The sequence below is a fragment of the Oceanospirillum sp. genome (assembly GCF_048265165.1).
Lineage (GTDB): Bacteria > Pseudomonadota > Gammaproteobacteria > Pseudomonadales > Halomonadaceae > Oceanospirillum.
Genome location: NZ_JBLXCD010000007.1, coordinates 116,229 through 131,879 on the forward strand (window position 1 = coordinate 116,229; position 15,651 = coordinate 131,879).

At 48.9% G+C, this 15,651-nt stretch carries 11 protein-coding genes; 7 read left to right on the forward strand and 4 right to left on the reverse strand.

Features of this window, described 5'->3' with window-relative positions; translation table 11 throughout:
- Positions 1–2: 2 nt before the first annotated feature.
- From proV to gatC, 4 genes are all read right to left on the reverse strand, one after another.
- Positions 3–1,193, reverse strand: a complete 1,191-nt coding sequence (gene proV, locus ACN0R8_RS13530; protein WP_417598287.1) for a glycine betaine/L-proline ABC transporter ATP-binding protein ProV — start codon at positions 1,191–1,193, stop codon at positions 3–5.
- A gap of 377 nt (positions 1,194–1,570) precedes the next feature.
- The gene (gene gatB, locus ACN0R8_RS13535) at positions 1,571–3,031 is read right to left on the reverse strand and encodes an Asp-tRNA(Asn)/Glu-tRNA(Gln) amidotransferase subunit GatB (RefSeq protein WP_417598289.1); all 1,461 of its coding nucleotides are present in this window, start codon (positions 3,029–3,031) and stop codon (positions 1,571–1,573) included.
- A 73-nt stretch (positions 3,032–3,104) separates the two neighbouring features.
- Positions 3,105–4,559, reverse strand: a complete 1,455-nt coding sequence (gene gatA / locus ACN0R8_RS13540; protein WP_417598291.1) for an Asp-tRNA(Asn)/Glu-tRNA(Gln) amidotransferase subunit GatA — start codon at positions 4,557–4,559, stop codon at positions 3,105–3,107.
- A 201-nt stretch (positions 4,560–4,760) separates the two neighbouring features.
- Positions 4,761–5,048, reverse strand: a complete 288-nt coding sequence (gene gatC, locus ACN0R8_RS13545; RefSeq protein WP_078320286.1) for an Asp-tRNA(Asn)/Glu-tRNA(Gln) amidotransferase subunit GatC — start codon at positions 5,046–5,048, stop codon at positions 4,761–4,763.
- A gap of 242 nt (positions 5,049–5,290) precedes the next feature.
- Here gatC and ACN0R8_RS13550 point away from each other — a divergent pair, with 242 nt between their 5' ends.
- The 7 genes from ACN0R8_RS13550 to tldD all read left to right on the forward strand — a co-directional run bounded on the left by ACN0R8_RS13550 (position 5,291) and on the right by tldD (position 15,619).
- Positions 5,291–6,331 (forward strand): rod shape-determining protein, encoded by a 1,041-nt coding sequence (locus ACN0R8_RS13550; RefSeq protein ID WP_078320287.1) that lies wholly within the window; start codon positions 5,291–5,293, stop codon positions 6,329–6,331.
- A gap of 184 nt (positions 6,332–6,515) precedes the next feature.
- Positions 6,516–7,391 (forward strand): rod shape-determining protein MreC, encoded by an 876-nt coding sequence (mreC, locus tag ACN0R8_RS13555; RefSeq protein ID WP_417598294.1) that lies wholly within the window; start codon positions 6,516–6,518, stop codon positions 7,389–7,391.
- A 2-nt stretch (positions 7,392–7,393) separates the two neighbouring features.
- The gene (gene mreD / locus ACN0R8_RS13560) at positions 7,394–7,858 is read left to right on the forward strand and encodes a rod shape-determining protein MreD (RefSeq protein ID WP_417598296.1); all 465 of its coding nucleotides are present in this window, start codon (positions 7,394–7,396) and stop codon (positions 7,856–7,858) included.
- A gap of 77 nt (positions 7,859–7,935) precedes the next feature.
- Entirely contained in the window at positions 7,936–8,535 is a 600-nt protein-coding gene (locus ACN0R8_RS13565) for a Maf family protein (protein WP_417598298.1), read from the forward strand.
- Between the two features lie 51 nt (positions 8,536–8,586).
- Positions 8,587–10,062, forward strand: a complete 1,476-nt coding sequence (gene rng / locus ACN0R8_RS13570; protein WP_417598300.1) for a ribonuclease G — start codon at positions 8,587–8,589, stop codon at positions 10,060–10,062.
- A gap of 131 nt (positions 10,063–10,193) precedes the next feature.
- Entirely contained in the window at positions 10,194–14,165 is a 3,972-nt protein-coding gene (locus tag ACN0R8_RS13575) for a YhdP family protein (protein WP_417598302.1), read from the forward strand.
- A 20-nt stretch (positions 14,166–14,185) separates the two neighbouring features.
- Positions 14,186–15,619 carry a metalloprotease TldD gene (gene tldD / locus ACN0R8_RS13580; RefSeq protein WP_417598304.1) on the forward strand — a complete coding sequence of 478 codons (1,434 nt, stop codon included), beginning with the start codon at positions 14,186–14,188 and terminating at the stop codon, positions 15,617–15,619.
- Positions 15,620–15,651 lie beyond the last annotated feature (32 nt).

Consider the following 15,651-nt stretch of genomic DNA (forward strand, 5'->3'; position numbering starts at 1 on the left):
TGTTATATCTCTCGGTCTAAGGTTTCCAGCAGACGGCCTTTGCTGATATTACCCAGGTACTTGTTATCACTATCTACAACAGGCATGGCATAGCCGGTTTTGGCAACTAAGCCTATCAGGTCACTGATGGAGGTTTCTGCCGGTACGGGTTCCGGTTCCGTCAGTAGAGCCTGCTCCAGCTTCAGGTCGGTGTTGATAACTTCTTTCAGAGAATCAACGGAAACAACGCCGATAAATTTCCCCAGTTTGTCGATGACATAGCCGTAGTCCCGGTCGTTGTCCTGTAGCAGCTTAAGACCGGTGCGCAGACCTTCGCTGGAATCTTTGCGAACAATAGTGACCTGGGTTTTTCGGGCGATATCTTTTGCACTAAAGACGTTGGAGACATCAACACCTTTAAAGAATGAGCGTACATAATCATTGGCTGGGTTGTGCAGGATTTCATCAGGTGTACCTATCTGAACGACTTCGCCGCCCTGCATAATGGCGATACGGTCACCAATACGCATCGCTTCATCCAGATCATGGGAAATAAAGACGATGGTGCGCTGGTGTTCCGCTTGTAGTTTCAGCAATTCGTCCTGCATCTCAGTACGGATGAGAGGATCTAATGCGGAGAAGGCCTCATCCATCAGCATGACATCAGGGTTGTTAGCCAGTGCCCGGGCTAGACCTACACGTTGCTGCATACCGCCGGAGAGTTCATCCGGGTAGGAGTCTGCATGGGCAGATAGCCCCACCTGGTCTAAAGCGTCCTGTGCTTTTTTATGCCGGATTTCGACGGCTTCACCTGCCAGCTCCAGACCGAAGGCCGCATTATCTAATACACTCATATGAGGCATAAGCGCAAAGGACTGGAATACCATGCTGATTTTTTTGCGACGCACATTTCGTAGCTGATCGTCATTCATGACCGAGATATCTTCACCGTCGATCAGTACGTGGCCACGGGTTGGCTCAATAAGACGGTTGAGCAAGCGTACCAAGGTCGACTTACCTGATCCGGACAGTCCCATGATAACGAAGATTTCGCCTTCGTTGATTGAGAGACTTGCATCTTTAACGCCAACGGTTTGGCCCGTTCGGGAGAAAATTTCGTCTTTGTCGATGCCTTGATCGAGCAGGGAGAGGGCTTTGGCTGAATTTTCACCAAAGATTTTATATAGGTTTTTGACTTCTAATTTTACCGACATAGATCTTTGTAAGATTCCTGAGTCGTGGATGACATCTTTCATTAGATCACTAATAAAAAACTTTCGTTTTGGTACTTGGAAAGCTTGGGGGTCATCATTTTGTTTATAGTTATATTGATTTTTTTAACAATACAAGGTTTATATAAAATGGTAAATGCCTGTTTTACCTCCTTTTTTCTACGGTTTGTTCACCGTTTTGGTGCATGCAGAGCTTTGCCAATGTCTAGTGGCCGGTTTTTTCAGGCTTTTTCAGTACAGGGCATAAGATTTGTACCCGATATATTTTGGCTTTTAAGACGATGTGCCGGACGAAAAAAACCCCGATACATGCTGACATGCTCGGGGTTTGGTCACTGAAGACGGTCTGAGTCTATGGGTTAGCCCAGTTTCTCTTTCAGAAGTTGGTTCACCATTTGTGGGTTTGCAGTACCTTTAGAGGCTTTCATGACCTGGCCCACAAAGAAGCCGACCATCTTACCCCGTTTGTCTTCCGGAGCAGCCTGGTACTGTTCAACTTGTTGCGGGTTGTTAGCCAGTACTTCATCAACGACAGCTGCGATAGCGCCAGTATCGGTCACCTGTTTCAGACCTTTGGCTTCGATAATCTCATCGGCAGATGTGCCTTCGCCGGCCCATAATGCGGCAAATACCTGCTTGGCGGCTTTACCGTTGATGGTGTCATCCATAACGCGCTTCACAAGATCGCCCAGCTGAACTGAAGAAACCGGACTTTGCTCAATCTCAAGGCTCTCTTTGTTCAGTTGGCCAGCCAGTTCTCCCATCACCCAGTTAGCCGCTAGTTTTGCATCACCGCAGCGATCTTTAACCTGCTCGAAATACTCGGCCATTGGACGGGTCGCTGAGAGAACATCTGCATCGTAAGAAGACAGGCCGAGCTCATCAATAAAGCGCTGTTTTTTCTGTTTAGGCAGCTCGGGCATCTCAGAGCGAATATGCTCGATATAGGCTTCATCCAGCTCAACCGGCAGTAGATCCGGGCAAGGGAAGTAACGGTAATCGTTCGCTTCCTCTTTACTACGCATAGAACGGGTTTCGTTCTTTTCAGAATCGTACAGACGGGTTTCCTGGATGACGCGGCCACCATCTTCAATCAGTTCGATCTGACGCTCAATCTCATGGTTAATCGCTTTTTCGATAAACTTAAATGAGTTGATGTTTTTGATCTCTGCGCGGGTGCCATACTCTTCCTGACCTTTAGGACGGACAGATACGTTAGCATCACAACGCATGGAGCCTTCAGCCATGTTGCCATCTGAAATGCCTAAATAAGTCACAATACTGTGGATCGCTTTGATATAGGCGATCGCTTCTTTGGCAGAGCGAATATCCGGTTCGGATACAATCTCCAGCAGAGGTGTACCGGCACGGTTCAGGTCGATTCCGGTCATGCCGCGGCCATTTTCGTCTGTGAAAGTTTCGTGCAGAGATTTGCCCGCGTCTTCTTCCAGGTGAGCATGGTGGATGCGAACCTGACGGATTTTGCCTTCTTCCGGCTCTACTTCAATAATGCCCTTGCCGACAATTGGCAGGTCATTCTGCGTCGTCTGATAGCCTTTTGGCAGATCCGGGTAGAAGTAGTTTTTACGTTCAAAAACAGACTTCATGCCGATTTCGGCTTCAACGCCCAGGCCGAATTTTACCGCCATCTCGACGGCACTTTCATTCAGTACCGGCAGAATGCCTGGCAGGCCCAGATCGATGGCGCAAGCCTGAGTGTTGGGTTCCGCGCCAAATGCAATGCCGGCACCGGAGAAAATCTTAGACTGGGTGGCGAGCTGAACATGAATTTCAAGCCCGATAACTGCTTCCCATTCCATAATGCTTTTACCTCTGTATACAGGTCTGAATACGGTTCGCTTTTAATGTGATATCACTGTGTTTTGTGAGGGATCACTGACCAGCACTGGGTGCCAGTTGGTGCCAGTTGGTTGCTGTCTGGAACTGGTGTGCTGCATTCAGTAATTGGGACTCTTTAAAGTGTCCCGCCAGAATTTGCAGGCCAACTGGGCGACCGTTGACCAGACCTGCAGGTACAGAGATACCCGGCAGACCGGCAAGGTTAACAGCCAGCGTGTAGATATCTTCCATGTACATCTGTACCGGATCGTCGGTGTTGCTGCCCAGATCGAAAGCTGGTGTCGGGGTTGTTGGCCCCATAATCAGATCGACTTCGTTGAAGGCGTTCAGGAAGTCTTGCTGAATCAGGCGGCGGATGCGCTGTGCCTTACGGTAGTAAGCATCGTAGTAACCTTCGGACAGAGCGTAAGTACCGACAAGAATACGGCGCTGAACTTCTTTACCGAAGCCTTCACCACGGGAACGCTTGTACAGATCTTCCAGGTTTTCCGGATTTTCGCAGCGGTAGCCGTAACGAACACCGTCGAAACGTGACAGGTTAGAGGAAGCTTCTGCTGGGGCGATAATGTAGTAGGATGGAATCGCCAGCATGGTGTTCGGCAGGCTGATCTCCTGAACGGTCGCGCCCAGCTTTTCGAACTCTTTAACCGACGTCATGATGGCATCAGACATCTCAGCGGAGAGTTCTTTGCCGAAGTACTCTTTTGGCAGACCGATACGCAGGCCGCTTAATGGCTGGTTCAGATCGGCAGTGTAATCCGGAACAGCTTTTTTCAGAGAGGTGGAGTCTTTTGGATCGAAACCTGCCATCTCATTCAGCAGCAGCGCACAGTCTTCAGCAGTGCGTGCCATCGGGCCGCCCTGATCAAGGCTCGAGGCGTAGGCGATCATGCCCCAGCGGGAAACGCGGCCATAGGTTGGCTTAAGACCAGTAATACCGCAGAACGCCGCAGGCTGACGGATAGAGCCTCCGGTATCAGTACCGGTTGCACCCGGAGCCAGACGTGCAGCAATAGCCGCTGCTGAACCGCCGGAAGATCCACCGGGAACCGCATTTGTGTCCCATGGGTTTTTCACGGCACCGTAGAAACTGTTCTCGTTGGAAGAACCCATGGCAAATTCATCCATATTGGTCTTACCGAGAGAAACCATGCCTGCGCTATTAAACTTATCCACTACGGTGGCATCGTATGGCGCAACAAAGTTGGACAGCATCTTAGACGCGCAGGTGGTTAGCACGCCGTTGGTACAGAAGATATCTTTATGGGCAACGGGTACGCCGGTCAGGGCTTTGGCGTTACCGGCCGCGCGAGTGGCGTCTGCTGCTTCTGCCTGTGCCAGTGCCTGTTCAGGCGTCACGGTGATAAAGCTGTTGTACTGGCTGTCCAGGGTATCAATACGCCCCAGAAAATGTTGGGTCAGTTCGACGCTGGAAAATTCACCGTCGGCAAGACCTTTGGCAAGTTCAGCGATAGTCTTGTTATGCATGGAGATAAAGTCCTTTGCTACGGTTTGATACCGCTCCCTTAAAATCTTTACTTACAGATCAATCTTCCGATTAAGCTGTCAGTGTATGCCGGTGCATATTGGATAAGCACGCTTGCAGCTACAACTGGTATTTAAGGGAAAGAGTCTTTTTACAGTTTTGGGTAATACTTTTTAGTTTCTGACGTATTTGGCCAGGAGGTATCACTCGATAACTTTCGGCACCAGAAATAGCCCGGCTTCTTTGGCTGGCGCATTCTGCTGGAAGTGTTCGCGCTGATTGCTTTCGGTCACTTCGTCGTGACGCAGGCGCTGGGTCGCATCCAGAGGGTGTGCCAGAGGATCTGTACCGTCAATATCAACCGATTGCATCTGGTTAACCAGTTCTAAAATGCTGGTCAGATCACGGGTGTATTCCGGGATATCATTGTCTTCGATTTTGAGTCGCGCCAGGTGCGCTACTTTTTCAACATCGGATCTTTCTAGAGCCATGATGTTTCTTCCTGCCCTGATTGAACCAGTAATCAGCCAAAGGTCCTATTATGTGCAGTAACCAGAGTCTCTGCAGGCCGTTAAGACGCAGTGGAGTGATTTTGATTGGGTTAAATAACAAAATAAGCGCGCAATTTAACATATTTCCGAGCTGCTGACACATTTGTATCTTGCCGTGGGGGGCTGCGGTTGATAGAGTTCTGCCAGCACAGGGTAAATTGGATTTAGGTGAAAAAAATCACATGTTTAAACGACTCAGAGGACTGTTTTCGAGCGATTTGTCCATCGACTTGGGTACAGCAAATACTTTGATCTATGTCCGCGGTCGCGGTGTAGTTCTGGATGAGCCATCAGTTGTGGCTATCCGTCATCATGGAAATCAGCGCACGGTCGCTGCTGTTGGTTTGGACGCCAAGCGTATGCTGGGTCGTACACCCGGCAATATCACTGCCATCCGCCCTATGAAAGATGGTGTTATTGCAGACTTCCACGTTACAGAGAAGATGCTGCAACACTTTATTAATAAGGTGCATGAAAACAGCTTTTTGACTCCAAGCCCTCGTGTTCTGGTTTGTGTGCCTTGCATGTCTACTCAGGTAGAGCGTCGTGCAATTCGTGAATCAGCTATGGGTGCGGGTGCTCGTGAAGTGTTTCTGATCGAAGAGCCTATGGCGGCTGCGATTGGTGCAGGGTTGCCCGTTGAGGAGGCTAACGGCTCTATGGTCGTTGATATCGGTGGTGGTACTACCGAGATCGCTATTATCTCACTGAACGGTGTGGTGTATGCTCAATCCGTTCGTGTTGGGGGTGATCGGTTCGATGAAGCCATTGTTTCTTATGTGCGTCGTCATTACGGCAGCCTGATTGGTGAGGCAACAGCTGAGCGTATTAAAGAAGAAGTAGGTTGCGCTTATCCGGGTAGCGAATTGAAAGAAATTGATGTTCGTGGCCGGAACCTCGCAGAAGGTATTCCTCGCAGCTTTACCCTCAATTCCAATGAGATCCTGGAAGCCTTGCAGGAGCCTCTGTCTGCAATTGTTCAGGCAGTGAAAAGTGCTTTGGAGCAGTCACCGCCGGAACTTGCATCGGATATCGCTGAGCGTGGGCTTGTACTGACAGGGGGTGGTGCTCTGTTACGTGATATCGATAAGCTGATCGCAGAAGAGACTGGTCTGCCCGTTATTATTGCAGAGGAGCCTTTAACCTGTGTGGCTCGCGGTGGTGGTCGTGCTCTTGAAATGATCGATCAGCACACATTTGATCTGCTATCAACGGAAGGTTAGATTCTGGCAGGTAGCCTAAATCACAGCTAAAAAATGGCGGTTTGAATACCGCCTTTTTTTTGTTTAATCTTTCCTGAAACTGACTTCTCACCATTTATGATCTGATTTGACCTTCCTGACAGATCGGTGTCTGACCTGCGTTCTTCGGACAAAAGACAGGCTTAAGGAGGCTGCAATTAACCCTTTGTTTGTTAAGGGCCCTTCATTAGGGCTGCGATTACTGGCTTGTCTGATCCTTTCTTTGGCGTTGATGTTTTCAGATTACCGCTACCAGCATATGGATCAGGTGCGTTCTTTTTTGACCGTTGCTGTAACGCCTCTGCAATGGGCTGTGGACCTACCCAATCGACTCTGGTCCTGGGGTGCGGCAACGTTTTCTGATCGTAATGCCTTATTGGAAGAAAATGCTCTGCTTAAAGAGCAGGCGCTACAGCTATCCAGTAAAAACCAGCGTATGGCCTATCTTATCGGAGAGAATCTGCGTCTTCGGGAGCTTCTGAATGCTAAGAAACCCAATAAAGATCGTTTTTTGCTTGGGGAGGTCATCGGCCTGGATGCGGATGCTTTTACTCATCAGGTGCTGGTCAATCGTGGTCGCAGGGATGGGGTTTATGAAGGGCAGGCGGTTGTTGATGCCCTAGGATTGATGGGGCAGGTTGTGTCGGTGAGCACTTATACCAGCCGTGTGTTACTGGCTGCAGATACGGCCCACGCAGTTCCTGTCCTGATTAATCGAAACGGTTTTCGCGTGATCGCTATCGGCTCAGGCCTGATTGATGAGCTGACGCTAAGTCATGTACCGGATACAGCAGATATTCGTGCAGGGGATCTTCTGGTTACATCTGGCCTGGCTGGTCGTTTCCCCAAAGGATATCCCGTTGCAGAGGTCAGCACTGTCCGCCATGAGCCCGGAAAGCCTTTTGCAACGGTATCAGCGCGGCCGCTGGCTCAGCTGGAGCGGAGCCGATACGTGTTAATGCTGAACCCTCTTGATGTGATTGATAATACAAATCTGCCAGTTACGGGCTCTGCCAGTCCGGAGACGAGGGAGCAGGAGTAATTATGTTTGTAATCCTTTTAACCTTCGTGATTGCCCTGTTGTTGGCGGCTATGCCTCTGCCGGATACTTTTTTATGGGTCCAGCCTGAGTGGGCAGCGATGGTACTGATTTACTGGTGTATCGCCTTACCGCATCGCATTGGTGTACTTGCTGGCTTTTTTCTTGGCTTGTGTATGGACCTGTTGGACGGTTCCTTGCTGGGACAAAATGCAATGGCGATGTCGGTGATTGCTTATGTTGCTCTTTTGCTTTATCAGCGTATGCGTAACTACGGCGCTTTACAGCAGGCATTGATGGTGGGGTTGCTGATCAGTATCAGCTTGCTGATTTTCCAGTGGGTGCAAAACTTAACCAGTGTTGCTGCCGATACATTGGCATTCCTTCTGCCTGCAATCACAAGCATGCTGCTTTGGCCATGGTTTTTTATTGGCATGCGTACAATACGTCGTCGGTTTCAGATTCATTAACAATCTGCTCCAGGGGCAGAGTGTTTTCTGCGCCTTGTGGAATCAATCAATTTTTATGATAAGAAACGTTTAAACAGATGCAAAATAGCGATAGCTCTTATGATCTTTGCCTAGCTTCGGCATCACCGAGGCGAGAGGCATTACTTGAACAGATTGGCCTTAAATGCCTTAAATATCCGGTTGATCTGAATGAAAGTGTTCTGCCAGGGGAGGCTGCTCCGTCTTATGTGATGCGACTTGCAGAACAGAAGGCTCTGGCAGGGCAGGAGCGATCGGGTACAAACCTTCCTGTATTAGGCTCTGATACCTCAGTGGTGCATCAGGGGAAAATACTAGGAAAGCCCAAAAATAAACGCCATGCTGTTGATATGCTGATGCAGTTGTCAGGGCAAACCCATCAGGTGATGACGGGGGTTGCTGTATGCCAGGGCCGTCGCATCCTGTCGCTGATCAGCGTGACGGATGTTTGCTTCAGGGTTCTGACTGAAGATGAGTGCCTTGCTTACTGTGATTCCGGTGAACCTTTTGATAAAGCTGGGGGATATGGTATTCAGGGGTTGGCAGCTGTATTTGTGCGCTCCGTTTCGGGAAGCTACAGCAATGTTGTTGGGTTGCCTTTGTTTGAAACAGCAGAGCTGCTGAACCAATTTGGTATACGGGTACTCGAACCTTCATAACGGCTTCACCGGTTCGGGGCTCAGGGTGGTTTGTCGCGGGGGAGAGAAGCGATGAGTGAAGAGATTTTAATTAATATTACACCGATGGAAACCCGTGTTGCAGTGGTTGAAAATGGTGTTTTGCAGGAAGTTTATATTGAGCGAACCCGTCGCCGGGGCATTGTAGGTAATATCTACAAGGGTAAAGTGGTCCGTGTTTTACCGGGTATGCAGGCGGCTTTTGTTGATATTGGGCTCGAACGTGCTGCATTTATTCATGCTGCCGATGTTGTACCTGCAGACAGACCCAATGGCGCCGAGGTTGAAAGTATCAGCAGTCTTCTGCATGAAGGGCAGTCTCTCATTGTTCAGGTGACAAAAGAGCCCATTGGTACCAAAGGTGCCCGCCTGACCACACATCTGTCTATACCTTCCCGTTATTTGGTTTACATGCCGCATACCCCCCATACCGGTGTATCACAAAGAATTGAAGATGAGTCTGAGCGCGACCGCTTGCGCCAAATTGTTGAGAGTGCTGCTCCTGATGGTGAGACAGAGGGCGTTAGTAAGCAGGGCGGTTTTATTATCCGTACAGCTGCAGAAGGTTTTGGTGAAGAGGAAATTCTTGCTGATACTCATTTTTTATACAGGCTCTGGCGTGCTGTAGAGCGTCGTTGCAAAGGTGCTAAAAACAAGACAATTATTTACGAAGACCTACCGCTTTTTATGCGCACTATGCGTGATTTTGTCCGGCCAGAAATTGAAAAAATCCGCATTGATTCCCGGGAAAATCACGCCAAACTAAAAGAGTTTGTGCAGGAGTTTGTTCCCAGTCTGGAAAGCAAAGTTGAGTACTATCCGGGAGAGCGCCCGATTTTCGACCTTTACGGCGTCGAAGATGAAATCCAGAAAGCTCTTGGCCGTAAAGTGCAGTTGAAATCCGGTGGCTATCTGGTTATTGATCAGACTGAGGCGATGACGACCATCGATGTCAATACCGGCGCATTCGTGGGGCACAGAAACCTGGAAGAGACGATTTTCAAGACGAATCTTGAGGCGGCGACAGCTATTGTTCGCCAGCTCAGGTTGCGTAATCTTGGCGGTATTATCATTCTGGATTTTATCGATATGGAAGATCCTGAACATCAGCGTCAGGTGTTACGTCTGCTGGAGAAAAATCTGGAGCGAGATCACGCTAAGACGAAGCTGACGGGGGTGACGGAGCTGGGGCTGGTTCAGATGACGCGAAAACGCACTCGCGAAAGTCTTGAGCAAGTGATGTGTGAGCCTTGCCCGACCTGTGAGGCCAGAGGTACTCTCAAGACGCCGGAAACCGTTTGCTATGAGATCTTTCGGGAGATTCTGAGAGAGGAGCGTGCTTATGGTTCGGATACATACCTTGTTCTGGCATCTCAGCCTGTTGTTGACCGTTTACTTGATGAAGAGTCCGCAAGTGTGGCTGACCTGGAGCTCTTCATTAATAAAACCATTAAGTTTCAGGTAGAGACCTTCTATAGTCAGGAGCAGTTTGACATTGTTCTGCTTTAACAGACCTCAATAGCCTTTTGATGGCATTTTATCTGAAGGCTTATTTGATGTGTCCTGACCATTACAGAGTGATTACTTTGCCTGTTTCTTTTTCGTTATCAACGCCTTTTTGCCGGTATTGGACTTAACCTATGTCTTTGCCTCGGCATATCTTTAATCACAGTATCATATGGCTGGTTCTGCCGGTGGTGGTTGTTTTGGCCCTGTATGTCAGTATTGGCCGCTATTTCTTTCCTCTGCTGGAAAACTATCGCGACGATCTTACGTCCTGGGCTAATGCTCAGTTGGCTATCAATCTTCGGATTGATCAGTTGCATGGTCAGTGGAATGACTTTGACCCCTATATCCACCTTGATCAGGTTGAAGTGTATGCCCCGCAGGTTCATGCGAAGGATGGCATCAAGCCTGCTCTTGAGGTTCGGAGCTTTAGCCTGGAGCTGGATAGTTTCAGGTCATTCCGATATCAGTTTCCAGTTATTCGCCAAGCCTCTATTCAGGGGGTTACGCTTCGCCTGAAACAAGAAGAAGATGCCCGTTGGTTACTCAATGGCTGGAATCAGCAGAATAGCGTTTCAGATAAGACTGATCAGATTGCAGAGCCATCTGACAGAAATTCAGACCCTCGCCAACGCGGCAGAAGTGATCGTTTAAGGGATGAAGTTGCCCCAATTACCCATGTTCTCGAGTTCTTACTGAGACAGCAACATTTAAAGATGGAGCACGTCTGGCTTGAATTAACAGACCGTTTCGGCCGTGAATACCGTGCCTATAGTCGTCGGCTTGAAGTTTATGAAGTCGAAGGGAAGCGCAGGCTTCAGGGGCAGCTGCAGCTGGACCCAGGTTCGCCTCAGCAGATCGGCTTTATTCTGGAGATTGCCGGCGACCCATTTGACCAGAAATCATTAACCGTAGAGCTCTATCTTCAGGCCGACTCTCAGTCATTGAGCTCTTGGCTGGAGAAAATAGAACATCTACTGCCTTTTGATATACCTGAGCTTAATGGTGGTCTTGAATTATGGAGTGACTGGCAGGGCGGGCGATTGCAAAGCCTTAAGGGGCGCCTTAAGGATGGTAAGCTGGAACTGAATCTGCCGGATCAACCTAAAGTATATCTGGCAAACCTTAATACAGAACTCTTTTGGCAACGGCAGGCATCGGGTTGGGAGCTGATTACAGATAACCTGTCTTTTTCTTTGCAGAATCGTCCGTTCGTTCTAAAGCAGGCTGTTGCGCGGCAAAAAAATGACGATTGGCAGGTACAGTTATCGAACCTGGATCTGGAAAAAATCAGTGATACCCTGCTTGAGTGGCCGGATCTGCCGGAAAAAGCCCGGGATGCATTGGTACGATTAAAACCCCGGGGGGAATTACATAATCTGAGCGTCAGCCAGTCAGAGAGCGACGGTTTTCTGGTTAAGACCGAGGTGGACTCTGTTAGCGTTGATGCTTATTACGGTGCGCCGATTTTGCGTAATGTAAATGGTTATGTGCAAAGCAGTGCCCATGATGGCTTTATCCGTTTTCACTCGGATGAGTTTTTCATGGGTTACCCTCAACTGTACAGCGGTGGCTGGTGGTTTGATAAGGCGATAGGAGAGGTGCACTGGCAGATAGGTGATATGTTACGGGTATTTGGCCTGGATCTGCAGTTAAATCGTGGTGCTACAGAAATTGCCGGTGAATTTGATCTGCTACAACCTAAAGAGGGCGATGACCTTTTTTATCTGAATGTAGGCCTGACCGGTGCGGACGAAACGTTTGGGCTAAGACTTGTTCCTGATCTTATTATTCAGGGGACTTTGAGCGACTGGCTTGGCAGTAGCATTAAGTCTGCAGAGGTTAAGCAAGGTGGTTTTATTTATGATGGCACGCTAAACCTCAACTCATCCCGTCCTGATAGAGAAGTGGCGACTCTTCTGTTGCTGGATGTTGAGAAGAGTAAGCTTCAGTTTCTGCCGGAGTGGCCCGCTGCGGAAGCTCTTGATGCTCAGGTCAGGCTTGATGGGACGGATCTTGATGTTAGTCTGAACTCTGGTCGCTATCTTCAGAATGAAGGGATTTCTGGCGATGTCACTTTGAGAAATGATGGTGTTGGCAGTGTTGTTGGTTTAAACCTTGATGGGCGTGTTTACCCTGAGTGGGGCTGGCAGGTACTCACTGAGACTCCATTGAGTGCTCTCATTCCGGAATCCCTGCTTGATTGGCAGCTTTCTGGTAAGCCGCTCGCATTTTCGACGAATCTTATTTTTCCTGTGGATGGTCGCAAGGGGAGTGGTCAGGTGAATGTTCAGGCCCGAGACGGGGTGCTGTTTATTCCTGAGCTTGCTACTCCAGTATCTCAGCTCAATGGTGATATTACCTATGACATTGATCGTGGCCTTTCTGTCCGGAAAGCAACCGCTGAGTTTTTAGGTGGCGAAACAGCTTTCGATGTGGAAACGGATAGGCAAACAGCTGCTGTTCGTGTTGCCGGTTCCGGGCAATCTGATCTGATAGCGATTAACCAGTGGCAGCCTATGCCATTTTCCTCTTGGCTGAGTGGGACACTGGATTATCAGTTTAGTGTGAATTTAAATAAAGAGAGCCAGCTACACTTAACATCAAAGCTTAATGATGTTGTGGTTAGTTTGCCGGAACCTATCGGAAAAGAGGCTAATACAGAGCGCCCTCTCAAGATTGATATGACCTTTACACCGGAAGCGAATTACTTTTCTGTGGCTTATGATCATCGTGACTCAGAAGGTTTTTTGATCAGTCACGGTATTTGGGGTGGTGATCAGCAGGGCTATGGTGTGGGCGTCTGGTACGGTGATGCGACTGATCATGCCAGATTACCGACAGTGTCAAATCAGAGAACTGATATTTATATTAAAGAGCCTACTTTTAATGTCGACCCTTGGGTTGAGTTTGCATCTGCGGAGGTTGCTCGCCAGTCACTGGCAAGCTCTGTTATCGATTCAGGTGGGCAGGGGCCGGCTGAACAGAGTTCGGCAGCGGAGACACAGCCGGTCAGAATGCACCTCGAAACAGCAAAAGCTATCTATGAGGATACTGTGGTCAATGATCTGGCCATTGATGCTGTCTTGAACGATAAGACACTGGATGCTCGCTTTGCAAGCCAGCAACTGGAAGGTGCTGCAAGCTTCACACCTGATCTTTTGCAGTTAGACATGCAACGTGTTTTTATTGCATCTCCCCAGGATATAGCCTCGGAACCCGCTAACGCTGCCTCAGCTAAAGAAAAGCGTCATGATATCTTTGAGCAGGTTTTCAGGTCTGAATGGCCTGATTTTGACCTGAAAATTGCAGACTTTTCTATTTATGGCGTCAGTGGTCAGCAGTTGGATGCAGCGTACAGAGCTGAACGGTCTTCAAGGCAGGTTAGTTTGTCCAATTTATCCCAGGGCAGCGCTCATTTTTCAGGTGCTCTCGATTGGTTGATCGGAGATACAGCAGATAACACTGATGCTCAGACCTCCCTGATTCTGAATATTAAGGGTGGTGATTTAAAAGATATACAAACCGGCTTTAGTATCCCTGCGGCGATAACCAGTAGTCAATCAGATTCAACGATCCGTTTAAACTGGCAGGGACTTCCTCATGATGTTCGATCTGAAACGCTTAATGGACAGGTGAGCGTTGACTTGGAGCGAGGTTCTTTTGAGCAGGTCGTGTCAGTTCCCGCATTAAAATTGTTATCATTGCTTAATTTTGAATCTTTAGTGCGTCGACTACAGCTCGATTTCTCTGATCTGTCCGGTAAAGGGCTGTCTTATGACAAGGTAACTGGTCGTGTTGACATAAAAAATGGCATAGGGATTATCAGTGAGCCTGTCCAGGTAGAAGGGACGGCAACAAAGTTTGAAATGACAGGTGAGCTGGACTTTGTTGAGGAAAGGTTTGACCAGGAAATGGTTGTGACGCTACCTGTTGGAGAGACATTGCCTTTTGCGGCTATCTTAGCAGGTGCTCCCCAGGTTGGCGGCACTATCTACATCGTCCAGAAGGTATTTGGTAATCTGTTTGATAAGTTTACGCAGGCTACATATACCATCAGGGGTGAATGGGATGATCCACAAATTGAACTGAAGCGGGTTTTCTGATCCGTTCTGCGAGAGAGATTATGATTGAACAGGTTTCCCGGGAGCTTTTATTGCCCGGTAATGTAAGTCTTGATCAACTGGATCGTTTTCTGGTTGAGGCGATGGGGCCGGGCATCGATTTTGCTGATCTTTATTTTCAGCAATCGATGAGTGAAAGCTGGGTTCTGGAAGAAGGTATTGTTAAAGATGCCGGATACAGTGCAGACCGGGGCGTAGGCGTCCGCTCAGTTTCTGGTGAGAAAACCGGTTTTTCTTACAGCGGAGATATTAGCGCTCTGGCTATTTCGCAGGCTGCGCAGGCGGCCCGAAGTATTGTTCGTCAGGGGCAATCCGGTAGAGTTGAAGCCTTGTCTAAAGTGGATTTCAAACCTCTATATGCTGCAGATAACCCTATTCTAGCTTTAAGCTCCGAGGAAAAGCTGGCTATTCTGCAGCAGGCAGATAGCATTGCCCGCGATCAGGACTCCAGAGTTAAAGAGGTCACTGCTTCGTTGTCAGCGAACTTCGAACAAATATTGGTTGTTGCTAGCGATGGTACTCTGGCGGCAGATATTCGCCCACTGGTTCGGGTTAACGTTAGTGTGATTGCAGAACAAAACGGTCGTAGAGAGCGTGGTTCGGCAGGTGCAGGCGGGCGCTACAACCTGAAAACCCTGATGGATAAAACTCTGGCTGAGTCTGCTGCAAAAGAGGCTGTACGTCAGGCTCTGGTGAATCTCGAGGCTGTGGATGCTCCTGCCGGTAATATGCCGGTGGTTCTGGGTTCTGGTTGGCCTGGTGTTCTTCTGCATGAGGCTGTAGGGCACGGCCTTGAAGGTGATTTTAACCGCAAGGGTTCTTCAGCCTTCTCCGGCCGGATGGGTGAGCAGGTGGCATCCTCTCTGTGTACTATTGTTGATGATGGCACTTTGGCGGATCGCCGCGGTTCTCTCTCTGTGGATGATGAAGGGACGCCAACGCAAAATACGACGCTCATAGAAAATGGCCGTCTTGTGGGTTATATGCAGGATAAGATGAATGCTCGTCTAATGAATCAGTCGGTAACGGGAAATGGCCGCCGGGAGTCTTTTGCGCACCTTCCTATGCCCCGAATGACTAATACCTATATGCTGCCTGGAGAGCATGCCCCTGAGGAGCTGATCTCCATTGTGAAGAACGGCATCTATGCTGTGAACTTCGGTGGTGGCCAGGTCGATATTACTTCGGGTAAGTTTGTTTTCTCTGCTAGTGAAGCCTACCTGATTGAAAATGGTAAAGTGACAACGCCTATTAAAGGCGCAACTCTGATCGGAAACGGCCCGGAAACGATGCAGAATGTTTCTATGGTAGGTAACGATCTGCGACTGGATGATGGCGTTGGTGTCTGTGGAAAAGATGGGCAAAGCGTTCCGGTAGGTGTTGGTCAGCCATCGCTGAAGATTGATGAACTGACGGTTGGCGGAACAGGTCAGTGATACTCCGGGTGTTTATCATGAGCATAAGAGGT